The sequence below is a fragment of the Thermogutta hypogea genome (genome assembly GCF_055386265.1).
On sequence record NZ_AP042425.1, the window covers coordinates 3,462,879 to 3,489,498 of the forward strand.

Annotated in this window: 16 protein-coding genes; 7 read left to right on the forward strand and 9 right to left on the reverse strand. The window is 64.1% G+C overall.

Features of this window, described 5'->3' with window-relative positions; all coding sequences use genetic code 11:
• Window positions 1-145: 145 nt before the first annotated feature.
• Window positions 146-3,700 carry an aminotransferase class I/II-fold pyridoxal phosphate-dependent enzyme gene (locus tag ACZ5B4_RS12490; RefSeq protein ID WP_464911563.1) on the reverse strand — a complete coding sequence of 1,185 codons (3,555 nt, stop codon included), beginning with the start codon at window positions 3,698-3,700 and terminating at the stop codon, window positions 146-148.
• Window positions 3,701-4,325: 625 nt separating this feature from the next.
• Window positions 4,326-5,573 carry a hypothetical protein gene (locus ACZ5B4_RS12495; RefSeq protein WP_464911564.1) on the reverse strand — a complete coding sequence of 416 codons (1,248 nt, stop codon included), beginning with the start codon at window positions 5,571-5,573 and terminating at the stop codon, window positions 4,326-4,328.
• A gap of 606 nt (window positions 5,574-6,179) precedes the next feature.
• Here ACZ5B4_RS12495 and ACZ5B4_RS12500 point away from each other — a divergent pair.
• Entirely contained in the window at window positions 6,180-6,602 is a 423-nt protein-coding gene (locus tag ACZ5B4_RS12500; protein ID WP_464911565.1) for a TM2 domain-containing protein, read from the forward strand.
• Window positions 6,603-6,723: 121 nt separating this feature from the next.
• Here ACZ5B4_RS12500 and ACZ5B4_RS12505 read toward each other — a convergent pair whose 3' ends face one another.
• The 6 genes from ACZ5B4_RS12505 to ACZ5B4_RS12530 all read right to left on the reverse strand — a co-directional run bounded on the left by ACZ5B4_RS12505 (window position 6,724) and on the right by ACZ5B4_RS12530 (window position 18,295).
• Complete coding sequence (locus ACZ5B4_RS12505) at window positions 6,724-8,286, reverse strand: lipopolysaccharide biosynthesis protein (RefSeq protein WP_464911566.1); 1,563 nt, start codon at window positions 8,284-8,286, stop codon at window positions 6,724-6,726.
• Window positions 8,273-9,442: a sulfotransferase gene (locus ACZ5B4_RS12510; RefSeq protein ID WP_464911567.1), complete on the reverse strand. Its 1,170-nt coding sequence runs from the start codon at window positions 9,440-9,442 to the stop codon at window positions 8,273-8,275. Before ACZ5B4_RS12510 ends, ACZ5B4_RS12505 begins: the two co-directional genes overlap by 14 nt.
• Window positions 9,443-9,547: 105 nt before the next feature.
• The gene (locus ACZ5B4_RS12515; protein WP_464911568.1) at window positions 9,548-11,701 is read right to left on the reverse strand and encodes a polysaccharide biosynthesis protein; all 2,154 of its coding nucleotides are present in this window, start codon (window positions 11,699-11,701) and stop codon (window positions 9,548-9,550) included.
• Window positions 11,702-11,931: 230 nt separating this feature from the next.
• On the reverse strand, window positions 11,932-14,790 hold the full coding sequence (locus ACZ5B4_RS12520) for an O-antigen ligase family protein (protein WP_464911569.1): 2,859 nt from the start codon (window positions 14,788-14,790) through the stop codon (window positions 11,932-11,934).
• A gap of 73 nt (window positions 14,791-14,863) precedes the next feature.
• A complete protein-coding gene (locus ACZ5B4_RS12525) occupies window positions 14,864-17,215 on the reverse strand; it encodes a polysaccharide biosynthesis tyrosine autokinase (RefSeq protein WP_464911570.1) in 2,352 nt (783 codons plus the stop codon).
• 18 nt (window positions 17,216-17,233) lie between these two features.
• Window positions 17,234-18,295, reverse strand: coding sequence for a polysaccharide biosynthesis/export family protein (locus ACZ5B4_RS12530; RefSeq protein WP_464911571.1), 1,062 nt, complete (start codon window positions 18,293-18,295; stop codon window positions 17,234-17,236).
• A gap of 840 nt (window positions 18,296-19,135) precedes the next feature.
• Between ACZ5B4_RS12530 and ACZ5B4_RS12535 the strand changes: the two genes are divergently transcribed.
• The 6 genes from ACZ5B4_RS12535 (at window position 19,136) to ACZ5B4_RS12560 (ending at window position 25,106) form a co-directional block, all read left to right on the forward strand.
• Window positions 19,136-19,720, forward strand: a complete 585-nt coding sequence (locus ACZ5B4_RS12535) for a hypothetical protein (RefSeq protein ID WP_464911572.1) — start codon at window positions 19,136-19,138, stop codon at window positions 19,718-19,720.
• 533 nt (window positions 19,721-20,253) lie between these two features.
• Window positions 20,254-20,967, forward strand: coding sequence for a 3-keto-disaccharide hydrolase (locus ACZ5B4_RS12540; protein WP_464911573.1), 714 nt, complete (start codon window positions 20,254-20,256; stop codon window positions 20,965-20,967).
• A gap of 78 nt (window positions 20,968-21,045) precedes the next feature.
• On the forward strand, window positions 21,046-21,747 hold the full coding sequence (locus ACZ5B4_RS12545) for a 3-keto-disaccharide hydrolase (RefSeq protein ID WP_464911574.1): 702 nt from the start codon (window positions 21,046-21,048) through the stop codon (window positions 21,745-21,747).
• A 327-nt stretch (window positions 21,748-22,074) separates the two neighbouring features.
• The gene (locus ACZ5B4_RS12550; RefSeq protein WP_464911575.1) at window positions 22,075-23,388 is read left to right on the forward strand and encodes an aminotransferase class I/II-fold pyridoxal phosphate-dependent enzyme; all 1,314 of its coding nucleotides are present in this window, start codon (window positions 22,075-22,077) and stop codon (window positions 23,386-23,388) included.
• Between the two features lie 140 nt (window positions 23,389-23,528).
• Window positions 23,529-24,308 carry a class I SAM-dependent methyltransferase gene (locus tag ACZ5B4_RS12555; RefSeq protein ID WP_464911576.1) on the forward strand — a complete coding sequence of 260 codons (780 nt, stop codon included), beginning with the start codon at window positions 23,529-23,531 and terminating at the stop codon, window positions 24,306-24,308.
• 144 nt (window positions 24,309-24,452) lie between these two features.
• Window positions 24,453-25,106 (forward strand): TlpA family protein disulfide reductase, encoded by a 654-nt coding sequence (locus ACZ5B4_RS12560; protein ID WP_464911577.1) that lies wholly within the window; start codon window positions 24,453-24,455, stop codon window positions 25,104-25,106.
• Window positions 25,107-25,161: 55 nt separating this feature from the next.
• Here the strand turns inward: ACZ5B4_RS12560 and ACZ5B4_RS12565 are convergent, their stop codons facing one another.
• The gene (locus ACZ5B4_RS12565) at window positions 25,162-26,358 is read right to left on the reverse strand and encodes a hypothetical protein (protein ID WP_464911578.1); all 1,197 of its coding nucleotides are present in this window, start codon (window positions 26,356-26,358) and stop codon (window positions 25,162-25,164) included.
• Window positions 26,359-26,620 lie beyond the last annotated feature (262 nt).

Below are 26,620 nucleotides of genomic sequence, written 5' to 3' on the forward strand. Positions count from 1 at the left end.
ACTTTTACCCAGTGAGGCTCCGCCGTTCAAGCGGTTGGTGATCGATTCACGGCGACGGCCCCGCGCGCGATGACGGTTTGGCGTCCCGTGGCGGAGCCGTTGGTGTCGTCGAGGCCTTGTACGTTCCGGTCGAACCGAGCCGGGGTTATTCCACCGCGGAGGGTTGCAACCGCGAACTACGGTAGGACGGATCGATGCGGTCCATCTCCTCGCACAACGCGTCGATGGTGTCGCGGATTTGCGTCTCGGTGTGCTTGGCGGTGAGGAAGAAACGCAGGCGTGCCGCGCTTTCCGGCACGGCCGGGTACACGATCGGCTGAACGTTGATTCCCCGTCGAAATAGGGCCTGGGACAACAGCATGCTGTGAAGCGAATTGCCGAGGATGACGGGCACGACGGGCGAGTCGTGGCTCAAGCCGGTATCCAGTCCGCGCTGCCGCGCCAGTTGCAGGAACAGTGATGCGTTTTCCCGCAGACGATGCACGCGTTGCGGCTCGGTCTGCATGAGGCGCAGGGAAGCCAGGGCCGCGGCGGCGTTGGGAGGCGACAGCCCGACGCTGAACACGAAACCGGGCGCGGTGTACTTGAGGTATTCCACCAAGGCCTGACGGCCCGCGATATAACCGCCGCAACTGCCGAACGACTTGCTCAGGGTACCCATCCAGATATCCACGTCGGCTCGATTCACGGCGTAATATTCGCCGATCCCGCGGCCGGTGTCGCCGATCGTGCCCATGGAATGGGCTTCGTCCACCATCAGCAGGGCCTTGTGGCGCTTTTTGATCTCGACGAAGCGCGGCAGGTCGGGGATGTCTCCGTCCATGCTGTACACGCCTTCCACCACGATCAGCACGCGGCGGTACTCGTGCCGAAACCGCTTCAGCAAGCGATCGGCGGTTTCCCAGTCATTGTGCGGGAAGGGCCGCCGCCGCGCGCCCGAAAGAACGGCCCCCTGAACGATGCTGTTGTGGGAAAGGGCGTCGTGTAGGATCAGATCGCCGGGTTTGAGGAGATGGCCGATCACGGTCTCGTTGGTGGCATGTCCGCCCACGAAGACCACGGCGGCTTCGGTCCCCAGGAACTCGGCCAACCCCCGCTCCAATTCCCCGTGCAGGACCTTTTCGCCGGAGACCAGCCGGCTGGCGGAGACGCTGGTGCCGTAGCGTTCCACGGCCTGCTGAACCGCCCGGATGACGGCGGGATCGCCCGACATGCCCAGATAGTTGTAGCTCGAATAATTGACGTACTCGCGCCCGCCGATGACGGTGCGATCGTTGGTGATTCCCTCGTGGACCGTGAAGAAGGGATTTCCCAAACCGGCCGCTTCCAGGATATGGAGCCTCTCTCGCAAGGCGGCATATTCGGGAAAGCGTGCCACGTCCCAGCACTCGGGCGGGATCTCTTGGCCGGGTTCGAAGAACGCGGTGCGGTTGCGGATCTCCACGCCGCCTCCGCCCAGATAGCGCTCCACGGCCTCGACCACCTGCTGCGCGGTTTCCAAATCGGGGAGGATTTCCTCGGGGAACCGGCCGCCGAAGCGCTCTTCCAGCGAGGCCAAGATTTCCATGCGTTCCAGGGAATCCAATCCCAACTCGGCGATGGAGCTTTCGAGGGTGATTCCGGCGGCGCGGTCCTTGCCGACGCGCCGCACTTCTTCCAGCACGGCCTCGATGATTTGCCGCCGATCGGCGGCTGCGAGGGGAGTTCTTGCAGGGGAGGCGACCTCGGCGGATTCGCGAGGATGTCCCCCGCCGGCGGCCTGCCAGGCATCACCGCTGCCGGCCGCCGCCAAGTGTTCCTGAAGGCGTCGCAGGCCGCTTGCCGCGTCGTCGGCGACCGCTTCCGCCGCGGCCCGTACGGCACCGTTGCCGCCCGTCCCGGCCGACTCCGCCGCGGCGAGGGATGCCGGGGAATCCACGGCCGTGGCGCTTCGCGGCGCGGCTTCTTCGGCCGCAGCGGCCGCGCCCGCTCGCCATTCGGCCACCACCGCAAGCGTGCCCTCCAAGTAGGCCTCGCGACAGGCGAACCGCTGAATTTTATTGCTCGAAGTCCGCGGGATGCTACCGAACTTGATCAGCACGACGGCGTCCAGGGGCAGTTCGTGTTCGAGGGACACCGCGCGGCGAACCGCCTGGAAGATCTCATCGAATCCCTGCTTGACGTGGCGCTCGACCTCTTGGATCAGGACGAGCTTTTCGCGGCCGTCCTCCTCGACGGCGAAGCAGGCCCCCGCGTTCGGCCGAAGGCGCTGGTCGGCGCGCTGGGCCGTGCGTTCCACGTCGTGGGGGTAGACGTTGACGCCGCGGACGATCATCATTTCCTTGATTCGGCCGGTGACGAACAATTCGCCGTCCAGCAGGAATCCCAGGTCGCCCGTCCGCATGAACGGTCCTTCGCCGGAGTCGCGGATGATCCCGCCGAAAGTCTCCGCCGTGGCGTCGGGATTCATCCAATATCCCTGCGCAACGCTCGGCCCGCGGACCCAAATCTCGCCGATGGCGCGCTCGCCCAGTCGGCGGTGCGTCTTGGGATCGACGACGGCCACTTCCACGTCGGGAAGATACGTGCCGCAGCCCACCAGGGTCTGCACGCGTCGGCCGCCGTTTTCCGTAAGCCTCGGCGTGCCCTGCGCCACCGATTCGGCCTCGAATCGCCGCAGAACCGGCGGCTGCCGCACGAACCCGCCGGTCACGATCAAGGTGGCCTCGGCCAAGCCGTAGCAGGGATAGAACGCCTCGCGCCGGAAGCCGCAGGGAGCGAAATACTCGCAGAAACGTTCGATCGTCTCGGCTCGAACCGGCTCCGCACCGTTGAACGCCACCTCCCAACAACTCAGGTCCAGGCTTTCCCGCTGCTCCGGCGTGATGGAACGGACGCACAAGTCGTAGGCGAAGTTCGGACCGCCGCTGGTCGTACCGCGATACTTCGAAATCGCGGCCAGCCAGCGATAGGGTTTTTGCAGGAAGGCCATGGGCGACATCATGACGTTCGGCCGACCCACGAAAACCGGCTGGAGTATGCCGCCGATCAGGCCCATATCGTGATAACTGGGCAACCAATAGACGCCGGTTCCCGAACGCCGATGCTCGAAGGCGTGACAGATGAGGGCGGAATTGTGCATCAAATTGGAGTGCGATAGCATGACCCCCTTGGGCGTGCCGGTCGATCCGGACGTGTACTGTAAGAAGGCCAGGGTGTCGCCTGAGATGTCCGGCCGCTTCCAGTCGTCCGGCGGAGCCGGCTCTTGGCCGGTGGTGGTCAGCCAGTTCAGGTTCAAGAGGTCGGGCGTGTCGTGGATCACGCCGTCCACGCGCTCGCGCACCGCCGCCGTGGTCAAGGCCGCCTTGGCCCGGGCGTTATCGGAAATCGCTTGGATGCGTTCCAGCGAACGATTGCGGCGCGGGGGATAGACCGGTACCGCCACCACGCCCGCGTATAAGCAGCCGAAGAACGCGGCGATGAAATCCAGTCCCGGCGGATACAAGAGCAAGGCCCTCTCGCCGGACAAGCCGTGCGACTGAAGCCAGGCCGCAATCGCCCGGATGCGACGGTCCAACTCTCGGTAGCTGATACGAATCTCTTCGTTCTCGCCGTCGGCCAAATAGATGAATGCCGTATCCTCCGGTTGGTGTTCGGCACGGTGGCGGAGCAAGTCTACGAAGGTGGGGGGGACGAAAAAACTGCCGATCGAACAAGTCATGGGCGCATCAAGGCCTTGTCATCAAAGCGGATGGACCGTGATCCGGAGTTCATCGCACGTCCCTATCGCAATCGCGAAATAGGGCGGTCCGCGAAGTATGCGGAGGAAGGTCCGACTGCGGTTCAATCCACGCAAAATTCCGACATTGTGTTGGAGGGAAACCGGCTTCTCCATCGCGAACACAGTCGCTCCGCAGGTTCCACGACGTGAAAGCCTCTTATCTTCGGTTCGGAAGAATCAACCGTTCAGAGTACGACCTTTTGCGTGAGCTGACAACCCGCCGCTCTATTGTGCAAGTGCGCCATTATCCCCAGAATGCCCATTCGATTCAAATAGCCCGCCTGTGCTGTCCCAGGGGATAGGCTTTCCGTCTATTCGAGGGGTTCTCGTTGGGGGGCCTCCACGGACCGCTTCCGGTAGCGACTGCGACTTCATCTATGCCGTAGCATCCAAGCGGTCGTGGACCTTCCACGGCGCTTTCGGTAACGACTGCGACCGTGCATCGCTGAAGGCGGGGTGGCTCGCTGCAACGGAGGGGGAAACGAAACGCCGGAGGAGCCCCATCAGCGCCGGGTGTACATCACCCGCCAAGGCTAGCCTCGCGCCGGAAGCATTCAGGGGCGGTTCAGCGCGAGAACTTGATTCGCACGCCGGTGTCGCTTTGGTCGTCGAGCTTGCCGCCGTCGTCTTGATGGTTCTTGCCGACCGAATAGACCACCCACCCGGAGTCCGTGCGACGGATCAAGAGGGGTTCGCCGGAAAAGGGATCGGTCTTTTCCTCGACCGGGAGATCGATCGATTCCCAAGGCGCCACCATTGGTTCGCCTTGTTCGGCGGCTTGCTTGATGATGCGTAGTTGTACGCGGAGGGACCTGATTCCGGCAAGGGCCGTGCGACCGGCATCCTGAGAAGCTTGCACGGCGGGGATCATAAGGTCCACGAGTTGGTTCCATAAGGATAAGCCCCCGCGAGGCGGCTCTTCCGTCGCCGTCTCGGGGGCATTCAGGCCGCACTGCTGATAATGGTCCAGCGTATCCACGTAGTAAGCGAGGGTGTTGTTGTACATGGGACGGAGCGGCCAGTATCGGGCGAACCCAAGCCGGCGTTCCAATTGGTCTAATCCGTAGGCCCGTTCGGAGAGGACGGCCTCCCGCCACCATTGACGGACGTCCAATTCCGCGAGCCGGGCGTCCAGGGCGTCCAAGGTTTCGTTTCCGAATGTGCCCGCGGACAGCGTTGCGGCGGCTTCGAAAAGGACGATATTCAGGGATGCCACCCGAACCAAATGGCCGACCAGGCAAGGCGGACCGCGCCGCAGCGTGCGAGCGGCCGCCAGCACATCGTCCATCGCTCGATCCGCCCTGCCCGTCGATCGGAAGAAGCCGGCGGAAACGCTGAGATAGCGATACACCCCGCGAACTTGCCCAAGGACGGGCAAAAGGCGATCCGTCCAATCGCCTTGCTCGCCCGGCACGGCGTACGGTTCCTTTCCCGGCAGGTCCGCCAATTGCCGGAGTAGTTCCCGGGCACGAGCATGTTCGGCGACGGCACGCATCCGAGCCGAGACCTCTTCGGCAATCGGGGTCCCGCCTTCCCCCAGGATTGCCGGGGAGCAGAGGTCTTGCCAATCCGCATCCACGCCGCGCAATTCTTCGTTCAATGCCTGCACCAGCTCGAAGGCCTGACGGCCGTCATGAGCCGATCGCGCGTCGAGGTCGGATAAGGCTAGCGGAGTGCCTTGGTCCCGCAATTCCACCAGGCGTCGATGGAGCTTCGACTCGGACGCCCATCCCCAAATCCCGAAGAGCGTCCCGGCACAAGCGATCAGTGCGATGGTCCACACAACGACTTTTCCCAGCGTTTTGGCGGACATAGGAATCAACCTCCCATGATTGAGGGTGCCGGTGGAGAAAGGCATGGATCCCTGCGCATACCGCCTCGCTAAAGGCATTTCGTCGAGAACGCCCCGATCTTGGACCGTGTCGGCGAGATCAAGCGTAAGGATAGGCCAAGGAACAGGCAACCGACCCCATCTCGGCGGGGCGGCTCCGTCGTGCCCACTCCGATTTGTTTTCGATGCGAGCGCCTCGCGGCGCCCGGCGGGTCCGCGATTTCCTCAAGCGCGCGAGGAAGACGGCGTGCGGCCCTCCGAGCCGTTTGCCGATCCGGCCCCTCTGCCGATTTCCGGACTCTGTTTCGAATCGACAGAGGCAGATCGCGAATTACTTTCGGCTATCTTGTCATGCCGTTTTACGCCAAGGGAATCGCCTTGTCGATCAGACCGAGATTGCAAGGTCGGACTTGCGAGAATAGACTCGACAACGTGGCCGGAATACTCCCGGGCGATGTCACAAAAAAGGATCCATCATGTCGACCGATGCGATTTACATGAATTGTACGAGCTGCGGGAGGCAACTCAAGGTTGCTCTCGGCACGGCGGGCAAAAAGGCCGTATGTCCCCGCCTGCGGTGCCACGGTTGTGATTCCGGGGCCGCAACCTCCTCCGTTGCACGATCCCCTCGTCGCCCGGGTTGAACCGGCCGGCGCTCCGGCTGCGGGGAATACCAATTTTTGCTTTCACTGCGGGGCTGCCATCTCGATCTTGGCGGAGATCTGTCCCCGCTGCGGCGTAAGGCAACCAGGCACATCCGGGCCCGGCATCTCGGGGCCGAACCGGGTCGTCGCCTCGCTGCTGGCGATCTTCCTCGGCTCGTTGGGAGCACACAAGTTCTATTTGGGAGCTACCTCCGTAGGCATCGTCTATTTGATCGTCGGCGTATTGTTAGGGGTCTGTACGTTCGGCATCTCGACCGTGATTCTCGGCTTTGTGGCGCTGATCGAGGGGCTGGTCTATCTTAGCTACACCGACGAGCAATTCGCAGCCAAGTACGGTCGGCGCTAGGCGAGCGTCGCCCGGTCCCGCGAACCACCGCAACGCTGGTCCTCGTCGAAGCTTCGGCCGTGCCATCGTGAAGGTTGGTTAACGCGGAGTTGAGGAACCGGTTGTGGGAAAATCCTCCGTATCACGCGGCGCGGCGAGTTCGCGGCTCATCGCCGATCGTTACGGCAAGGTCGTCTTGGGCGACACGTTCCGTACCGCTCCGGCGGCGGAGTCGCGGGGTCTGATCGCGATGCCGCCACGCATGGGCGATGGCGATCATGTAGAGGGGTAGCAGAACCGCCTGGGAAAGCGTGAATCCCACGGCGGCCCCCCACAAACCGTAACGCTGCGTCATCGGCGGCACCAAGACGAGTACGAGGAGCAGGGCCGCCGTCCGAATGGCGACGTGCGTCTTAAACCGTAAGAGGGTATCCAGGGCGCGCCCAAGCGGGCCCGTCAGGTATAAGATCACCGCCGATCCCATGACCCAAACAGCCATATCCTGATGCCGGGCCATATCTTCGCGGAATAGCCATTGCAAAACGCGGGGTCCCCAGCCCGACATCACGATCAACCAAGGGACGATGCCCAGCAGGGCGCTGACGGCCGTTACGCCGCTCAACAGACGCAGGAATCCGTGATGATCGCCCTGGCGGTAGTAGCGGGCCAAGCGCGGACTCATGGTCTGTCCCATGGCCATGACGATAATCATTCCCATTCCGGCCAATTGCAAAAGGGAGGCGAAGATCGCCAGGGACGCCGGCCCCAAAAGGCTTTCCACAACGTAGCGCGGCACATTGGTGATGAGGTTGATTTCGAAGGCCGTGATCGCCAGCGGGACGCTGTGGCGGATGAGGGAACCCCAAAGGCGCGTGGGTCGCACCAACGCAACGGACTCCGCGTTTCGTAGGGGGTTCTCCCGGCGGGGTTCGGTCGGTTTACAGGTTTCTGCCTCGGCGGATGGCTCGGTTCCATGGCGTCGCTGCGGCGGTGCGGCACCGGGCGATCCATCGGCGATATGGGGGCCTGCTTCGTCCCGCCACAGTCCGTGGAGCAGCCGTTTCGCGTTGGGTAGATCCCAAGCAAGGCAGACGATGACGGCCGAGAGGGCGTCCACGGCGGTCGCCCAGGTGACGGTCCCGCCCAATTGGATCACGCCGCAAAAGGCCGCGGTTCCCAGGAGGTGCCGCAGGACGAGGCTCAGGCCGATGCGGTCCATGCGTTCTTCGCGTTGGAGGACGCCGTGCAGGATGTCGGAGACTCCGTCCCAGAAGCGGGCTGCCGCGGCGCACAAGACCAGCGCGATGCGGCCGAAGGGATAGCCCAACAGCAGCCCCAGTGCGGCCACGATGGTCCATGCCGCCGCCGCTCCCACCAACCGGAGCGAGAAGTAATGCTGGAAGGGGTACTCGCGAGCCACGTCGTTGATGAGCAGCGGGCGTAACCCCAAATCGGTGATGGCGAAGACGGGTCCGGTGATCGCCAGGGCGGCGATGTACAATCCCGCCGCCTCCCAGCCCGCCCATTTCACCAGCAGGACCAACAGCACGGCCCGACCGACCGATCGCACCAGATTGCCCGAAAAGACCCAAGCCAGGTTCCAGTGAATTCCCAGCGGCGGCAGCGCGCGTGGGATGGGCGGTCCGGCGGTCGTTCGCTCCGGCGGCGGCCCAGGGTGAGAATACGGAGCGTCAGGCTGAGCCATCGGGATGCGGGCTAAGGGAGGGTCGCGGGTTTGTTCGATCGGCGAGCTTATCGGATGCGCGCGAAAAATGCGGCCGAGGAATGGGGTGGCCCGCGGGAATCGCCCGGGCCGGCTCCGGGGGCCGTGTCGCCACGGCCGGACGGCGGTCGTGCTCGACGTGCATGGGATAACCGTAGAGGGCCGCCTTCCACCCGGCCAGCATCCAGCACACCCGCCGGTCGGCCGGCGAAAGCCCGGCCTGCCACTCCAAATCGGGCCGCAAACGGACTTCTCGTTCCATCCGCACCCGATTTCCCGCCACCACATGCCCCGGACGCAACGGGGCCGCCGCGTGCAGTAGTTCCAACCACGGGTCGGCGGCGACGCCGAGGAGGTCGGCCAAGGATTTCAGCGCATGCTCGGGCCGGGAGATCAAGTCTTCGTATTTCAAAAGCAGGCTCCGCCGCCGATCGTGCCGCCGGCGAACAAAGTCGGAACAGAGGTTGACGAACACCCAAACCAGGGCGCTCTTCCAGATCGGCCGACCCTGCATGTCCGCTTGCACCCCCTTCGCCTCGTCTTTGCGGAAGCTCTTGCGGTTGGACCAAGCGAAACCGCGGACGTCGCGGACCAATTGGATCAAGCGGAGGTCGATGCAGCCGAAATCGCGATCCATCCGCAAGAGGGCCATCGCTCGGGCGGGGTTCTTCGAGGAATCCACCACGACCGTGCGCCCCGAGACCGCCGCGATGGCGCGAAATAGGGCGGCCGTCCGTTCGGCGTAATCGCGAAACGCGACGCCGGACCGAGCCGGCAACGTCAGCCGATCGGAACGGCTGTTCCCCGCCAGGCGCAGGGCGCTGAGGCGCCGCTGCTCGAAGGCTTGCAGCAGGTACTCGTAGTGCCGCGGGTCCGCGCCTCCGGATTCCCGGCGCCATGCCTCGCGCACGGCCTGCCAGAAGTCGCATTCCGTGGCCCGGCGTCCGCACGAGCAGTATTGCGCCGCGATCCACCCGCTGCGGACCACGTTGCAGAGCTCCCCTACGCCTTGGACTTCCGGATGCGCGCCCAGCAGCAGATCGAGGACGGTCGAACCGCTCCGCCCCGTCCCCAAGATGAATGCCACGCGAGGCCGCGTCGAATCGGAGCCGGCGGGGCGATGGTCGGAAATAGTCATGGCGTTCGTTTCCTTGCCGCTCGGTCGGCGACGCCGCGCGATCGAGGTCGCCCGGGATCGCCGAATGACGGAGTACCGCACCCTGTCGCGAGTTTGAGTAACGGTTTAGGCGGCGCGGAGCCGCACGGTTTCCGCAGTTGCCGCCTCCCGCGGTGCGGCGGTGTCGCTGCGGTAACCGGGGACCAACTCTCGCAATACGTCCAGGGCTTCGCCGGGCCGCTCATCCACGAGATGGCGCAGGCGAGCCAGGCTTTGCCGCAAGGCGGACAAATCCGCGGCCGGGCTGAGGGCGATGCGAATTTTCGGGTGCCGCGTGGGCAGCGATCGCTCGCCCGCCGCCTGCAATTCCTCGTGAAGCTTTTCCCCCGGCCGCAGTCCCACGAACTTGATCTCGATGTCGCGACCGACCTCCAGACCGGAAAGTCGGATCATATCGACGGCCAGATCGAGGATGCGGACGGGTTCGCCCATGTCCAGCACCAGTATCTCGCCCGATCGGCCGATGACGCCGGCTTGAATGACCAGCCGGGCGGCCTCGGGAATGGTCATGAAGAACCGCTCCATGCGAGGGTCGGTGACGGTGACCGGCCCCCCCGCCGCGATCTGCTTGCGGAAAATCTGCACCACGCTGCCCGCCGAGTCCAGCACGTTCCCGAAGCGGACCGTCACGAAGCGGCAGCGCGCCTCGCGGGTCAGGGATTGGACGTACATTTCGGCCAACCGCTTGCAGGCGCCCATGACACTGGTCGGATTGACCGCCTTATCGGTGGAGATCATGACGAAGGATTGCACGCCGGCGGCTTCGGCCGCGTCCGCCAGTTGCCGTGTCGCGAAGACGATGTTCTTGACGGCCTCACCGGGATGCGATTCCATGAGCGGCACGTGCTTGTAGGCCGCAGCGTGGAAGATGACGTCCGGGCGATAACGCTTGAGCAGGCTGTCGACCCGAGCGCGGTCCAGAAGATCGGCCAGAACGACCTTCATCTCGACGCGGCGCTCCCCGTCCTGCGCCGCGACGAGATCCGCCAGCTCGCGCTCGAGGAAGAATTGGCCGGTTTCGTTACGGTCCAAGAGGATCAGCTTGCGGGGGGAGAAGGCGATCAACTGTCGGGCGATCTCGGAACCGATGCTCCCCGCGCTGCCCGTCACCAGCAGCACGCGATCGCGAAGCCAGTCGCGAATGTGGTCCATTTCCAGGGCCACCGGTTCGCGGCGCAACAGATCGTGGATGGAGATCGGCTGCGGTTGCAGGGCCACGCGGCCGGTAAGAAGCTGCTGATAGCTGGGGAGGACTTTGAGGGCTACGCCCGCCGCCCGCGCATCGGAGACCAACTTTCGCACCTCGCGCCCCGTGATATCGCCGGCGGCCAGAAAGGCCTCCCGCACGTTCAATTTCGAGGCGATGTCGGCGATCCGGTCGACCGTGCCGAGAATGGGAACGCCGCCCAGGCAACCGCCCACCTTGCGCGGATCCCGATCGAGGAAACCGAGCACGCGATATCGTCGGCGGGAGTCGCGGAGCACGGCGCGGAGGGCGCCTTCGCCGGCCTCATCGGCGCCCACGATCAAGGTGGGCACGGCGCCGTTCCAGAAAAAGCTGCTCCAACTGCGGTCCCACATGGCCCGCTGCACGGCCCGAAAGCCCCCCAAAAGCACGATCGTGGCGCCGCAATCCAAAAGGAGAATGGCCCGAGGCGCCGGCTGCGCAGGACCGAAGAATCGCTCCGCCATGGCCGTGGCAAGGAGGGCCAGTCCGGCCGCTTGAACGAGCCGCGCCAGGTCGGAAAAGGTCAAGAACCGTCCCCAGGAGCGGTGAATGCGAAAGCCGATGAAAACTGCCAGCTTGATGGCGACGACGTAGCCCACCGTGCTCCAAAACCACTGCTCGACGCGGGGCGGCGTCTGCCCTTCGAATCTCAGCCAAAAGGCGGCAGAATAGGCCCCGACGAAGAATGGGAGCAGCATCGCCGCTCCCAACAGACCGCGAAGGTGATGACGCCAAGTGCCGCGGGCCGCGCCGGGGTCTTCCGGCGGGAGGCGGGGCGGAGTCGCGTCTTCCTCATGGTCGGCGCGAAGCGGCGACAGGCGGACGTTCGCGGCGACCGCGTCGCGAGGGACGTCGCGGATAACAGCCCCGGCATCCGCCGCGTCGCTTTCCGGTTCCGCCAAGCGAGGGACAAGAGGGCGCTGTCCGCCGAAGGATGACGGCCGGCCTTCTCCCTGCTCGCTGTCTCGACGGAACGACGGCTCCGATCTCACGTCTTCCTCCTTGCAAGCGCCGACGGATCAGGCTTCTTCGGACGCCTTGCCGCGGCGATCCCCCGCAGCTTCCATGCCGCGGTTGCAACGTCTCGCATCGGGTACGGGCGATAATAGCGGCGCGCTCCGCCCGACGCCCATGACCGACGCGGCAGCGGCATTCATACCGGATTTTGCTTCCGCTCGGCAAGGCGGTTTTTTGCTTGGTCCCGCCCGGCCAAGCGGCTTGCTCAGCGCTGCGCCGCGTCGTTTTCTCGGGCGGCCACGGCGGTCGGCTGCGCGGCCTCCGACAGTTGTCGCTCGCGAAGGGCCGCCAGCCGTCGTTCCAGCGGCCGATGACCGGGCCGACGCAGCAAGCACCAGCGCACGTGCTCCGTCGCTTCCGCCCAGCGTCCCTGTTCCTCCAATCGTTGGGACAGGTGGTAATGGGCCTGGTAATGGTTGGGAGCGACGGCCACGGCCCGCCGCGCGGCCTCGACGGCTCCCTCCGTGTCGCCCAATTCCAGCCGCACGAAATGCGTTTCCAACCACAATTGAGCCTCGGCGTCGGGGTCGTTTTCCATTTTCGCGATTTGCGATTGCAGGGCCGACAAATAGGCCCGCGCCAACGGTGCCAATTGTTCGGCCGAGTAGCTTTTCCGGTAGTAGCGGTACATGAATCGGACCCCTTCCAGATCCGGTTCGAAAATGTGCAAGAGGAACTCGGTCTCATCGGCGATGTGTTCCGGCGGTGCCCGACCGGCGAGCTGCCGGATGAGACGCGTCCGGTACACGCTTCCGGCATGGAAGGCGCGGCGCCAGTAGTCGATCCAGCCGGCCTCGTCGCCGGCCAAGTAGGCCTGCAATCCGGCTTCGAACAAGATGTTGCCGCTGTGGGGCGCCGCCCGAAGCGCTTGAGCGGTCCACCGGCGCAATTCGGGGTCCCCCTCTCCCCTTAGAAAGCCGAGCTCGCCCAGCACGAGATACGCCTCGCCCAGCAAGGGGCAAAGCCGGACGGCTTGCTCGGCCTCGTATCGGGCAAGGTACAGCAACCGGCGATGCTCCCCGATCGCGGCCGCCAGCCAATCCTCCAGCGCTGCGGCGTTGGGGAACTGAGATTGCACGGCCGCGTCCCGTATCTGCGACAACGGCATGGCATTCTCGGCGCTGAGCTGGAGGGCATGAAAGCGACGGAGATAGGCCTGAGCCAGGCGCAAGCGCGGCTCGGCCCAGCGTGGTTCCAGTTCCGTGGTGCGGGTCAAGATTTCGATTAAGCGTCGCTCGGATTCGGCCGACCGCTCCGGCGAGGATGCGCCGTCGTCTCCCGGCCAAGCCTCCATGGAAGCGGTTTCGGAAGCGCGACTGAGGATCAGGTATCTTTCCCACATCTGCTGGGCGAAGACGGCCGGAATTCGGTCCGCGACGACGACTCCGGTCAGCACGGCGACGCAGAGGGCCGCCGCCGACCAGACGAGGCGCCGCGCGGGCGTTGCTGCGGTCTTGTCGGCACTCGCACCGATGAAGGCCGCGATGCTTGGTTTGCCGCGCCCGGGGGATTCGCATTGCGCAAGGCCGCGCCTGAAGGCGGCGGCCGGCTGCGTCGCGAAATCGCCCAAACGCCAAACGCAGGCCGCCAGTGTCACGGCGGTGACGGTCAGCCCCGGCACGTAAAAAACGAAATCGACCAGGCCGTGCAAGGCGTGCGCGGTCAGTCCGGCGATCGCGACGACGGCCGCCATGCGATGCCGAGGATCGCGACCGCGAAAGACGGCCCGGCCCGCTCGGGAGAAGACCAGGATCCAACCGGTTAGTAATAATGCCAGCCCGGGCAAGCCCGTTTCCAGCAACACTTGCAGATAGCTTTGTTCGGCATGGGAGTAGTAATGAGCATGAGATCGGGGACCTTCGTACAGGGCCTGCACAAAGCGAAAGCTGCCCGCTCCCGAGCCGACAAGGGGAAAATCCCGCGCCGCACGCCAAGTGTTTTGCCAAACGGTGGTGCGACTTTCTTGCCGATCCAAAGTCTCCCACGAGAGGGTCGCCAGGTCGTCCAACCGTTCCCGGACGCGGTCGCGGCCGAAAATCGCCAGCGCCGACGCCGTGACCACGACCGCGAATCCCAGCACTGCGAGGGCGCGGGGTCGCAAGATCCCTCCGCGAAACAAGGCCGCCGCCGTGATCATCAGGGCCAGGGCCAGAACGACGTTCCCGGCTCGGGATAACGACAACAACCCGGCGAAGAGGACCATGCCGAGCAGCACCACGCGGAGCCATTCGCCCTCGGCGGCGTGCGAGGCGAGGGTGCCCTGCCGACCGGGCTTGCCGCCGTTCCACGACGAGATGGCCCACGCGGCATTCCGCCGGTGCGAAGTAGCGTCCTTTGCTCGGCGGAGGGCGTCTCGGCCGCCGAACGCCCACCATAGCAGCGGACCGATGCCCAGGGCCAAGAAGTCGGCGAAATGATTGCGGTTGGTGAAGCAGCCCTTGACGGCGTCCGCGGTGGTGGAATAGGGATGCTGATAGAACCAGAAGAATTTGCCGTTGCCGGCAACCTGTTGCAAGATGCCAAGCCCCGCGACGACCATGACGGCCCAGGCAAGGTAACGGAATATCCGCTCCACGTCTTCGACCGCCCGAATCCGTTGCGCCGTGACCCAAAATACGGCGCAATAGGACAGAAACAGAATCAGGCAGAGCCGCGTTTCCTCAGGCGTCAGGCTGAGGTAGGGCCACGTACTCAACGCCCCGTTTCCCGATTGGAACCAGAGCGGCAGGAAGGACGGGACCGCCGGCGACAAGCGCGCGAGGACGGCCGGGGGCATCGGCGCCGATTGCAGTCCCAAAAGCAGTATGCCGGCCAGGGCAAACCATTCCGCGCCGGTCCAAGTGAAGGAGGTTCGGGCGGAAAGGCTTCGGCGAAGACACCAAAGCAGCAGCATGGTTCCCGCCGTGGTCGCCAACAGCAAGTGGCCCAACGGGTGACGTCCGCCGAGCATCAAGGGCACGCCGAAGAGGCAGACCGGTTGCAGGGCGTCCAAGCCTTGATCGCAGAGGCGGATCCAGACCGATCGCGCGCCGCTCGAAGCATCGTGATTTGGGTTGACCGACATCGTTCGGCAGCTTTCCTCGACGCAGTGCGAACTCCGAGGCTTCGCTCGCTGCGATGGCCGGATTTCCATGGCATCATGCGACTCGTCGCGGTACGATTCGGCCGCGGACCGGCGGGGACGCCTCGGCCGGCTTGTCTTCCGCGGGTTCCCCGCCCAGCGCGGTTTCTTCGGCGGACTTCTCCGCATGGGGCCCCGCCGGGATCGTCACGGCTTCGGTTTCCTCGGCCTCCGCGCCGTAGTAGTCGCCCGAGTAGCCGGCGTATCGGGCCTGTTCTTCGCCCGGCAGCCGATTGACCGCCAATCCGATCAGCGGGACCTTGAGGATCCGCAGGTGTTCGATCGCGCGGAAGAGCGTCCTCCGGGTATTCTTCAGGGGCTGCATGACCAGCAGGGCGCCGTCGGCCATCCGCCCCAGAATGATCGTGTCGCTGGCCAGGGGCGCCGGCGGCGTGTCGATGATGACTTGATCGTAGTTCGACTCCGTCCACGTGAGCAGTTCGCTCATCCGCGCGGATGCCAGCAATTCGGCGGGATTGACGGGCCGAGCGCCGCACGGCAGGACGTCGAGGGCGGGGATGACGTCGCGGTAGATGCGGCTTTCGGCCGCTTCGGCGACGGGGGACTCCGTTCGCAGGACTTCGGAGAGCCCCTCGCGTCCCCGCAGTCCCAGCAGCGTGGAGAGGCCCGGACGCCGCAGATCCCCGTCGATCAGCAGGGTGCGTTTGCCGCTCTGCGCGAAGGCGGCGGCGAGATTGGCGGCCACGGTCGATTTGCCGTCGCCCGGCTCCGCGCTGGTGATGATGATCCTCTCCGTTCGCTCCTCGTGCAGGGCGATGGCGGTGCGAAGAGTGCGAAAGCTCTCGCTGGCGGCGCCGGCCGGGTCTCGAGCCACCTCGATGGACGCCGCCCCCCCGCCGCTCCGCACGTCCATTTCTCGTACCACGGACAAGACCGGCGTTTTCAACTGCCACTGGATCTCCTCGACCGAGCGGAAGTGGTCGTCCATGACGTCGAGCACGTACACGATCATCAAGCCCAGGCCCAAGCCGAGCAACAGCACCATGGCCGCAGTGCGCGACGGGCTGGGGGAGACCGGCGTCCGATTCTCCACCGGTTCGGTGATCAGGGAGGCCCGCAGGTCGCGCGACAGCTCGATGTTCGTCAAACGCTTGACCAGCCCGCCGTACAACTCACGCAAGCCGGCGATGTCGTTCTTGAGCATTTCCATCTGTGCCAGGCCGCCGGCCAATTGGCCGGCCTCGGCGCGGGCGATTTCGTACTGCTGCGCGAGCGAGTTTTCCCTTTCCACGCATTCCGCCAACCGCTGCCGCATCAGAGCCAGCAAGGTCGGCCCCAGTTCGGCGGCTTCGATCGCGCTGAGGCGGTCGCGCAACCGCTGCTGGAATCCCTGCAAGTAGAGTTGGTTGGCCGCGATGCGTTGCATCAGTTGCTGCACCCGCGGATGGTTGTCGCCCAGGTGCTCCCGTAAAGCGTTGAGGGCGACCTGGTCCTCCAGGATGCGCCGCTCGGCCTCCGCCCGGGCCGTGGCGTCCTGGGGATTGAACCCCAGACCTTGGAGCAGCATCTCGCGGCCCACCGCGTCGGACATCGTATTCAAATATTGCCGCAGGTCCTCGCCGTTGCGAATCGCCGCTTGCAGGGCCGCCAGCGAGGCCGCCAGCTCGACGCGTTCCTTCTGTGCCTCGATCAGGGCCGCGTTGAACGTCTTGGCGCGTTCCACCAGCGGATGGAGAAGCTGGCCGCCGCTCCCGCCCGAGTCCAACGCCCCCAGCGATCGGCTGAGGTCTTGCAGTTGCTGCTCCTTTTCGCTGAGACGGGCGCTGAGATCGTCTTTTTCCTTGTTCAGGGTTTGCACGATTTCCGTGGCCGTTCCCTGATGCGTCTCGCGCATGAATTCCAGGTAGGAATCGACCACGGCGTTGACCACGCGTACCGCCGTGGCGGGATCCTTGGATTCGTAGGCCACGGTGATGATGTTGGTCTTGTAAACGGCCGAGGCGGTGAGCCGCATTTGCAGTTGCTTGACCCATTTGTCGGGCGCGTCCGGCGCCAGATCGACGGCGATATCCTCGGGGGCCAGTCGCTTCAACGCCCCCTGCAAGACCTTGGCGCTGGAGATCAGGTTGACGAACGTCGGCATGAGGCTGTTGTCGCGGCTGGACTGCACCTCGATGGTGGGGGAAAGCGAATTCTCGCCGGTCTGCAAGATGAGCAGCTCGGCCTTGGCGGAGTAGATGCGTTCGGCCGTGGCGTAGTACAGGGCGCCCAACAGCGCCGCGGCGACCAGCACGGAGGCCGCCACACGCCACCGGCGTCGCACCGCCGCCGCGAACTGCATGGCTGCGTGGACCAGGTGCATCGTGGAGTCGGGGAGGATGGTAGCGGGCAAGAACGAATCGGGCATGCCTGTCTTCCGTCACGATCAGTTGAGCGGCACGCTGCCGCCGATGTGCACAAAGCCTTTCAGCAGGTTGTAAATGAAGGTGCCGGGAGTCTCCTCGATCGAGATCACGTCTCCCGCCGCGATGAACAGGTTCTCTTGGGGATCCTCCTTGGCCCGCCGCAAGCTGACCTTGATCAGCACCGGTTCGTCGCGACCCGGCACATGCCGCACAATCCACACCTTGTCCGCCAAGGGATTGCTTTTGCCGCCGGCCAGGGCGATGGCGTCCAAAATCCGGATGGGTTGATCCGGCGGCATGGGATACGAGCCGGGTTTGGCCACCAAACCATCCACGAAGAACGGCAGGGCCTCGCGTTCCGAAACCTGCACCACGTCTCCGTCCGACAGGCGGTACTCGCTGGGTGAACCGCCGGATGATGTCAAATTGATCTGCTGCACGCGAAGCGGGGCGGCGTCGTTCCAGCCCGCAGGTTGCACGCCGTCGGCAGAACTTGCTGCCGCGGTCAGGGGAAGCCGCTCGTCCCAGGGTCGAGTACCGGCGGCCCGGCGGATTTCGACGATCGGGCCGGCCTTGGAGTTCAATCCCTCCGCCGCCACCAGGGCTGCCAAGACGCTGCTATTCGAGGCCGGCAGTTGGTAGACGCCCGGCTTATTGACCGCTCCAATGACGGTCACCCGGTGGGTGCGGATCTCGCTGCGCACCACGGTAACGGTGGGATGCCGGAAGACGTCGCGCTCCACGGCCGCCGCGGCGATCGCCCGTTCCGCCTCCGCGAACCTCAATCCGCCGACCTGAACCGGGCCGATGTACGGCACTTGAATGATCCCCAGGTCGTCCACGCGGACGGGTACGGCGTTCGGCCGCGATTCCAGATCCGTGGCCACCGTCACCTGAAGAACGTCGCCCGACATGATGACGTCGCTGGGAATGCTTTGATCGGCGAATTCCGGCAGGGGAATGTTGCGCAGATCGGGCACCGGCTTGGCCTGGAACTCGACGGGGAGTTTCGAGGGGCGGTAGACCTGCCGTTCGGCGCAGCCCGACGTCAACGCGCACAATAGTAGCGCGCCCAGCATCATCCCGACGAACCTGCGGGGAACGGCTTTGCGGATGCCGCTTTCTATCGACGCGGCCCGGGGTTCAGCCTCTGGTGCGGCAGTCATCATAAGGAACGTAGTCGGCGCAGCGATGAAATCGAACGTTCAGCCCGGCCGAGCCCTGCCGCTCTACCGGGAGACAACACATTTTCTGCGTACGGATCGCCGCCCGGCCGAATGTGCGATATCGGCCAGGGCCGGCGGTGCGGTGGCGTAATACCGAAAACGGGCAAGCTTGGTCAATCGCATTTGAGACGGTTCGCCGGATACGAAAGTGAAAAAGACGACCGCAGCTTGGACGTGGGACCGGAATCGCCGTGATGCGCGGCTTGACCCCCGTGCGATGATTGGCCGGAGGGACGCCGGCAAAGTGGTGCAGGGGGTTAACCTGATTAAGGAGGCCGTTTCGATTAGGAGAGGAATCACGGAGAGCCTATCTGTTTTTCCTATTCACCCCAGATTGCTGTCGTCTCGCGAACCGAAAGGGAAAAGCGCCGCAGGGATGCGGAAAAATGTATTATTTTTTCTAAACATCGCATTCGCGCCGAGCTCCGGATTCCCTACAAACTGCGGATTTGTGATTTCCTTCGCGATCCGTACCCTTGACAACGGGATTTGAGTTGTTAATCTAAGGAAACTAGGTATGGAAGAAAGTGTCTGATGCCGGGACGTCGCTGGAACAGGGCGCGGCGGTTCCTCGGCTTCAGCAAGGGTTGTACACCGTGGTCGCAGCCCCCGTACCTGCGGGCCGTCGTAGGGGGATTTCTCGCGACGGCAGTAGTGTCCACTTGGTTTGGGTTCCAGTGTTAGGAGGTCCGAGTTATGAACCGACTGATGATTTCTGGTGTCGCGGCCGTCTGCGTGCTCGCCAGTGCCGCCCTTTACGCGAACGCCGGCGTGCTGCGGGGCCACAAGGCCGCCTGCGCTCCCGCCGCTTGCGAACCGGCTTGCGAACAACCCGCTTGCGAACCGGCTTGTGAGCCTGCTTGCGCTCCGCGCGTGGGCCTGGTCGACAAGATTCGCGCCCGCAAGGCCGCCAAGGCTTGCTGCGCCCCGGCCGCTTGCGAGCCGGCTTGCGAACAACCCGCTTGCGAACCGGCTTGTGAGCCTGCTTGCGCTCCGCGCGTGGGCCTGCTCGACAAGATTCGCGCCCGCAAGGCCGCCAAGGCCTGCTGCGCCCCGGCCGCTTGCGAACCGGCTTGCGAAAAGCCGGCTTGTGAACCGGCTTGCGAGCCGGCTTGCGAGCCGACCTGCGCTCCGAAGCGTTGCGGTCTGCTGAGCCGTTTGCACGCCCGCAAGGCCGTCGCTTGCTGCGAAGCGGACTGCTGCGCTCCCGCCGCCGAAGCGGCCGCCCCTGCCGAGGCGCCTGCCGCTCCGGCCGAAGCCCCTGCCCCCGCCGCCCAGTGATGTAAGGCCCGGGCGGGACGGTCCTTCCTTTGCCGTCACGCAGGGAACCGGCCGCCTGCCGGTCGTTCCGGGCGGTCCTGCGTCTTCCCTTCCTCGTGGGACTCGCTTGCCCTGTTGCGGTTCCGCGGTCTAGAGTCGAAAAAGCAACCATCGGAGCCGACTTTCCGCAAGGTGGTCGGCTTCCGGTGTTTTTAGGGAGGCCTTCTCCGGCCCCGCCGCTCGGGACCCGGGCGGGCTTCGCGCATCCGAGCACGAATGCGGATCGCCGGCGCGAATCCGGATCGCCGCCGTGACGATCAGGCCTCCGCGTTGCCGGGGTGCGGCCTTGTCGCCGCAAATCAGTCAGATCGTTCGCAGCTTGAGAACGGGGGAACGCCGCGTTAGACTACAGGTCCGTCGCCTCCGTACGGCGGGACGTTCCCTTAATCCGGCGGCGGCTGTCGGTCGTGGTAGCCGGGCTCCAGCGATACCGTCCCCGCGATTGTTTCCGGGTTCAAACTTGCGGGCGGTTTCCTTGAGAAAAGGGAGAAGCCGTGAATATCCATCGCACCATCCTCTTACTGCCGGCGATGGTCCTCTTGCCGACATTGTCCGCCGTCGCGGACGAGGATGTCGGAGCGTCGGGAAAGGACTGGGTCGACCTCGTTCCCACCCAGGCCCCCTCCGGCGAGATACCGGGCTGGGGCTGGTTCTGCGAGGAGGCGGAGGTGCCCGTGGGGAAGGTATGGCGCCTCACTCCGGACGGCGTCCTTCAATGCTCCGGCACTCCACGAGGATACTTGTTTACCCAACGCGATTTCTCGGACTTCGAATTGAGGCTGGAGTGGCGATTTCCGGGCGACAAAGCCGGTCGTGGAGGCGTCCTTCTGCGAACCACGGAACCGCACCGCATTTGGCCCAAGAGCCTGGAGGCCCAGATCAATTCCCCCGACGCGGGCGACTTTTGGGGATTGGGAGGTTTCAGCTTTCACGGGCCGAGCGATCGCCTGGAAACTGTGGAGCATCCGGTCTTCGGAAAACTCACGCATCTCTCCAAGGCGACGGCCGCGGAAAAACCGCCGGGCGAGTGGAACGCCTACCAAATTACGGTTCGCGGGGAGGAGGTCGTCCTCGTGATCAACGGTCGCGAAGTCAATCGCGCCGCGCGGTGCGAAACGGTTCCCGGCAAGATTTGCCTCACCGCCGAGGGGGATCCCATCGAGTTTCGAAACATTCGGCTGCGAGTGCCGGAGCGATCGCGGAATTGACCCGTCCCGGCGTCTCGCCGCCATGGCGAGAGTGCGACTTTGTACGGCCGCCGTAACCCATGATAAGGAGAAGTATCGATGCTGCGAACGTTGATGATCGTATCGATGATGATTTTGAACGTCCATCCGGCGGGCGTGATCCGCGCAGAACAATCGGCGGAGGCCGGCTCCGCGTCCGGCGAAGTCCGGTTGTTCAATGGCCGAAACCTCGACGGCTGGGACTTCTTCGTCATCGACCCGGAGAAAAAGATCGAGGACGTTTGGAGCGTGCGAGACGGCCTGCTGGTCACACAGGGCGAGCCGCTCGGCTATCTCTTCACCAAGGAGAAATACAAGAACTTCCGCCTGACGGTGGAATGGCGTTGGGAACCGGGGACGAAGCCGGGCAACAGCGGGGTATTGCTGCGGATCGCCGGCGATCCGGTTTCCTTCCTGCCCAAGTGTGTGGAAGCGCAGCTTCAAAGCGGAAACGCGGGAGATATCTGGGCGTTCTACGGGGCGGCTCTCCGCGGCGATTCGGAGCGATTCCGTAAGATCTCAGGCCATGAAAAGCTGGGGGATTTCGTCGGCGTCGGCAAGATCAAGGCGGCCGAAAATGAACCGGGCGAGTGGAACAAGTATGAGATCGAGCTGGTCGGGCCGAAGCTCACGCTCCGGATCAACGGTGAGAAGGTCAATGAGGCCGAGGGATTGGACGTGCTGGAAGGCCCGATCGGCCTGCAATCCGAAGGGGGCCGCATTCAATTCCGGACCGTGACGCTCACTCCTCTGGCGGATTAGCCGGGTCGGCGCCCCGGGATGAACCGACGACCGACAGGAGGGGCCGAACGTTCTTTTTCCACGCTTTTTGCCGGTCGGAAAGCGCGCCCGTTCACCGCGGGCTCCCTTTTTCACCCTCGTGAGCCGGCGGGGAAAAGTGTAGAATGTCGGAAATGGACTCGGGCCGGGCACGTGCCGTCGCCGGGCTCCGAGGGCGGCGTGGAAAAAAGCACGTTTTCGCCCTATCCGGCTCATTTCAGCGAAGTTGGTGCGAACCCGACGGGGGCCGGGCCGGTCCCTTCAGGAATTGCCCAGGATCCGTCCGTACAGACTCAGGTCGTCGCATCTATGCATAGTGAGAACCGCGAAGTGGAAGCGCCGATCGGCCCGACCGAAGCGACGCAAAAGTTCCGGATTGCGGTGGCGGATCGAGTGCATCGTCTGCCGCCGTACCTTTTCGCGCGGATCAACAAGTTGATGTACGAGAAGCGCCGGGCCGGCGCGGACGTCATCGACTTGGGGATGGGCAATCCCAGCGATCCGCCGCAGGATATCGTCATCGAGAAGCTGGCCGCCGCCGCACGCGATCCCGACAACCACGGCTATTCCGAGGCCCGCGGCATCCTCAATCTCCGCCGCGAGGTCGCGGCGAAGTACTTCAAACAGCACGGGGTGCGATTGGACCCGGAGAACGAGGTGATCGTTTGCTTGGGTTCGAAGGAGGGTTTCAGCCATTTATGCTTGGCATTGCTGGGGCCGGGCGACACCGCCATCGTGCCCGCCCCCTCGTATCCCGCCCATACTTATGCCGTGATCCTGGCGGGGGCCAACGTCATCAGTCTGGACGTGACGAAGCCCGATCTGTTCTTGAGCAACGTCTCCTACACCTGCCAATACCTTTTCCCCAGACCCAAGTTGGTGGTGGCCAATTTTCCGCATAATCCCACCGCTACGGTCGTGGAAAAGGATTTTTACGTGGATTTGGTGCGGCTGGCCAAGAAATTCGGCTTCTTGATCATCAGCGATTTGGCCTACGCCGACATCACATTCGACGGGTACAAAGCCCCCAGTCTGCTCACTTTGCCGGACGGCATGAAGTACGGCGTCGAATTGACGACCATGAGTAAGGGTTACAACATGGCGGGTTGGCGGGTCGGGTATTGCTGCGGGAACGCGGAGATCGTCCGTGCCTTGGCCACCGTCAAGGGATACTACGACTACGGCATGTTTCGCGCGATCCAAGTGGCGGCCATCGTCGCCTTGCGCAAGACCGACGCCGCCGTAGAAGCCCAGGCCCTGGAATACCAGCGGCGGCGCGACGTCCTGTGCGACGGTCTGGAGCGGTTGGGTTGGGATATCGAGCGACCCAAGGCCACGATGTTCGTTTGGGCCAAGATCCCCGAGCCTTGGGCGAGCCAAATGCCGTCCGTGGACTTTGCCATGAAATTGCTGGAGGAGGCCGATGTCGCCGTCAGTCCCGGCGGCGGTTTCGGACCGACCGGCGAGGGCTATCTCCGCCTGGCCTTGATCGAAAACCAGCATCGGCTTCGGCAGGCCGTGCGTCAGATCGGGCGATGCCTGGGGCAGGTCGCTTCACCTCGAAAGAAGGGGGCGGAGGACTCGCCGGAGTTCCATGAGGCGTCCGCAACCAAGGCGGGATAGACGGACGTACCGCAATTCGTCCAAGAGCAGGGCGATCATAAGGATCCTGAGCTTTTCCCGGAAACGGGGCGTGAATAGGGAGCAAGGACGCCGGTTCGGCCCCGATCCGACCATGTGGCGATTCCGCGAAGGGTCTACTTGTGCAAGATGCCCAATTCGAGATCCATGCGCAATTGGAAGAGCGCCACTGGTGGTTCACCGCGCGGCGTCGTATCGTTCGGCGTCTCTTGTCGCTATTAGTTCCGCCGGGGGCCTGGGTAATCGACATCGGCTGCGGAACGGGTGCCAATATCGCGTCGTTCGTCCCGCCCTATCGCGGTTTGGGGATCGATCCCGCGGCGGGGGCCGTCGCACGCGCTCGACGGCGTTTTCCCGGCGTGGAGTTCGTCCAAGGCGAGGCCCCGGCGGCTGCGGGAGCGCGATTCGCGGAGGCCGACGCGTTCTTGATGCTGGATGTCTTGGAGCACATCGCCGACGACCAAAAAGCCTTCGACGACGTTACGGCGGCGGCACGCAAGGGGGCCGTGTTCTTAATTACCGTCCCGGCCGATCCGGAGCTTTGGAGTCCGCACGACGAGGCCTTTGGGCATTTTCGCCGTTATACTTTGGAGACTTTGCAAGCGCTGTGGGATGGGCGAACCCTTTCCCCGTGGTTGTGCAGCTACTATTGCGCCCGACTGTACCCGATCATCCGCGCGGTGCGACGCTGGACGGTCCGTCTTCGGCGGTCTTCGGGCCGGGAAGGCACCGACTTCCGCTTGCCTCCGCGACCGCTCAATCGCCTCTTGGAACGGATCTTCGAAGGGGAGGGCGCGAGGTTGGAAGCCGCCCTGCGCCGCCGTTTGGCCCGCGGACCGCTGGATGAACCCCCGCCCTATCGTCGCGGATCCAGCCTGATCGCCGTGCTGCGAAAAGAATGAAGGGGAAGTCGAAAATAGGGCTCTACCCGGGCCGAAACCCAACTTTTGGGATAAGATGCATACGGAGGGAGGGCACATCCGGCGACGACCAGGCCGGAGTTCGAACCAGCAGGCGACTCGTTTTGACGGAAGGGAGCGACCATCATGTCCGAAACACCTTCTTCTCCCGACTGGGACGCGCCGCGTGAAACAGCCGGCCGGAATTCTTGGAGCCTGTTCGATGTGATCCGCACGGCGGCCATGCTTTGCGTGCTCGGCTTGTTCGCGCTGGTCATCTGGCGCTATTCGTTGATGAATCCGAATCTGGAGGGCGCAGGCGAGGGTCATCCCGCCGTCGGGAAGACCTTGTCGACCATCGCCTTGGAGCCGCTGACAGGAGCCGAGGGGCCGGTGCGAGCGGACGACCTTCAGGGCAAAGTGGTGCTGCTCAATTTTTGGGGTACGTGGTGCCCGCCTTGCCGCCAAGAGTTTCCGCATTTAGCAGCCCTCGCGGAGCGATACGGAAACCGCCCGGAGTTTCGCTTCTTGTCCGTTTCCTGCGGAGCCGGCGGCAACGAGGACGCAGCGGAATTGCGACAAGAAACCGAGGCCTTCTTGGAGAAGCAAGGCGTGGATTTGGCGACCTATCACGATCCCGGGGCGGTTACCCGCAAGAGCGTGGACGCCGCGGCCGGCTTCCAAGGCTATCCCACCACGATCTTGCTCGATTCCAGTGGGATAATCCGGGCTATGTGGGTCGGATATTACCCGGGGGTCGAGAAGGAGATGGACCGGGCCGTCGCCAAGTTGCTCCCCTAGCACGGCCACGATCGCGCGGTAATGCTTCGCGCGGTAAGGGACCGTCCGGATGGATTTAGGTTTGCGGCCCCATCGTCCCCACGTCGTTGACGGCGTGGGGATCGATTTCCAGGTCGACCTCGTCGCCGAAGGTGAAATGGTCCAATTCCTGGGCGTGTTCGAAGCCGGGGGCCAGGGGTGCGGGGCGATTGGCGATCAGGATCTCGCGGCGGACGCCGGGCCGAGCAAAGAGCACTTCCAGCATCACGCCGAGCTGCGTCAGGTCGTACGGCACCATGCGACGCCGCGATTCATAGTCGATGAAACCGTACAACAATTGCGAAAACCCGCGTCCCATCGGCCATCGCACCCGAAGGGCCGACACCTGATCGTCGAACAGTTGGTAGATTCTGGCGCGGGTAAGATGGAACTCGCGCGCCAGTCGCTGCACGCTGCGGGAGTGATCGTGCACGCCGATCCGCTGTTCCGCCAGATCCACCGCTTGGGGGACGCAATCCTGCCGCAATTGCTCGAAAATCGGCAAAATGAACCGTTCGCGAAGTTGTTCCGGCGACGGGATCTCGCCGGATTGCCACGTCTCCAAAATCCAGTTCTGGATATCGAGGACGCGGCGGATCGCCAAGGTGAAGCCGACTACGGCATCCGGTTCCACGCCGTGAAGGGTTTGGTGAATCGTTCGGAATACCTCCCAAACGGCGCGTAACCGCTTTTCTCCGAACGCCCGCCTGGCGAATAGTTGATTGAGGGTTTGGCCCGCGAATTCGCCCAAAGGGACCTCCCACATGACGCGCGGGACCGAGCGGAGAGAGGAGACCAGCCGGCCCAAGGGCAAGTTTTCCAGACAATGCCTGCGGACGGTTTCTCGCCATTCGCTCCATACGACTTCATTGATCTGGGCAAGATCGAAGTCGGCGATTTTCTTCTGGCCCTCCTGTTCGAGTTCGACGGCGGCTTCCAATTGCGGCAACATGGCGGGGTTGGTGGTTGCCGCACGTTCCAGCAACATCAACAGCCCGCCGAGCTTCTTCTGACCGATGCCGGGGGTTGCAGCGATCTCGCGAAAGTCAGCCGAAACAATTTCCCGCAGGGTCTTCGTGATAACCGGCAGGGGGAGATTGCGGTCCGCCGCCGTGGCCCAAAAACCCAAACGCTTGTCCCAAAGGCCGCTGCGTTCGGGCTGGGAAAGCGTATATCGCAGTTCTTCAAAGCGGGCGGCGAGTTGCATTTGCTGCGAGGAACTGAGATTCAACATGGGAAGCTTCTCCACTCCCTGAAAAACCAAGCGGCGGCAACCGGTTGAAGCGGAACGCTCCATCGCTTACCCCACAAAACACAACCCCCCCCTCCCTGGCTCGCCAGGGTCTCCTTAAGGGACGCATCACATGTCTGTTCCGAATACGCGGTGGGATCGCCCGTCCAGTGGGGAGGTCCGCAAGGCATGATTCGCCGGCGGGCCGCTGTGCCTTCTCCGCTCTCTGCCGCTGATGCTCGAATTCGGAGCCGGGGCTACAAAT

Excerpts from the sequence above, each read along its gene's own strand:
- ACZ5B4_RS12490 (WP_464911563.1), bottom strand. The coding sequence starts at position 3,700 with ATGACTTGTTCGATCGGCAGTTTTTTCGTCCCCCCCACCTTCGTAGAC.
- ACZ5B4_RS12495 (WP_464911564.1), bottom strand. The coding sequence starts at position 5,573 with ATGTCCGCCAAAACGCTGGGAAAAGTCGTTGTGTGGACCATCGCACTG.
- ACZ5B4_RS12505 (WP_464911566.1), bottom strand. The coding sequence starts at position 8,286 with ATGGCTCAGCCTGACGCTCCGTATTCTCACCCTGGGCCGCCGCCGGAG.
- ACZ5B4_RS12510 (WP_464911567.1), bottom strand. The coding sequence starts at position 9,442 with ATGACTATTTCCGACCATCGCCCCGCCGGCTCCGATTCGACGCGGCCT.
- ACZ5B4_RS12520 (WP_464911569.1), bottom strand. The coding sequence starts at position 14,790 with ATGTCGGTCAACCCAAATCACGATGCTTCGAGCGGCGCGCGATCGGTC.
- ACZ5B4_RS12525 (WP_464911570.1), bottom strand. The coding sequence starts at position 17,215 with ATGCCCGATTCGTTCTTGCCCGCTACCATCCTCCCCGACTCCACGATG.
- ACZ5B4_RS12530 (WP_464911571.1), bottom strand. The coding sequence starts at position 18,295 with ATGATGCTGGGCGCGCTACTATTGTGCGCGTTGACGTCGGGCTGCGCC.
- ACZ5B4_RS12535 (WP_464911572.1), top strand. The coding sequence starts at position 19,136 with ATGAACCGACTGATGATTTCTGGTGTCGCGGCCGTCTGCGTGCTCGCC.
- ACZ5B4_RS12545 (WP_464911574.1), top strand. The coding sequence starts at position 21,046 with ATGCTGCGAACGTTGATGATCGTATCGATGATGATTTTGAACGTCCAT.
- ACZ5B4_RS12550 (WP_464911575.1), top strand. The coding sequence starts at position 22,075 with ATGCATAGTGAGAACCGCGAAGTGGAAGCGCCGATCGGCCCGACCGAA.
- ACZ5B4_RS12560 (WP_464911577.1), top strand. The coding sequence starts at position 24,453 with ATGTCCGAAACACCTTCTTCTCCCGACTGGGACGCGCCGCGTGAAACA.
- ACZ5B4_RS12565 (WP_464911578.1), bottom strand. The coding sequence starts at position 26,358 with ATGTTGAATCTCAGTTCCTCGCAGCAAATGCAACTCGCCGCCCGCTTT.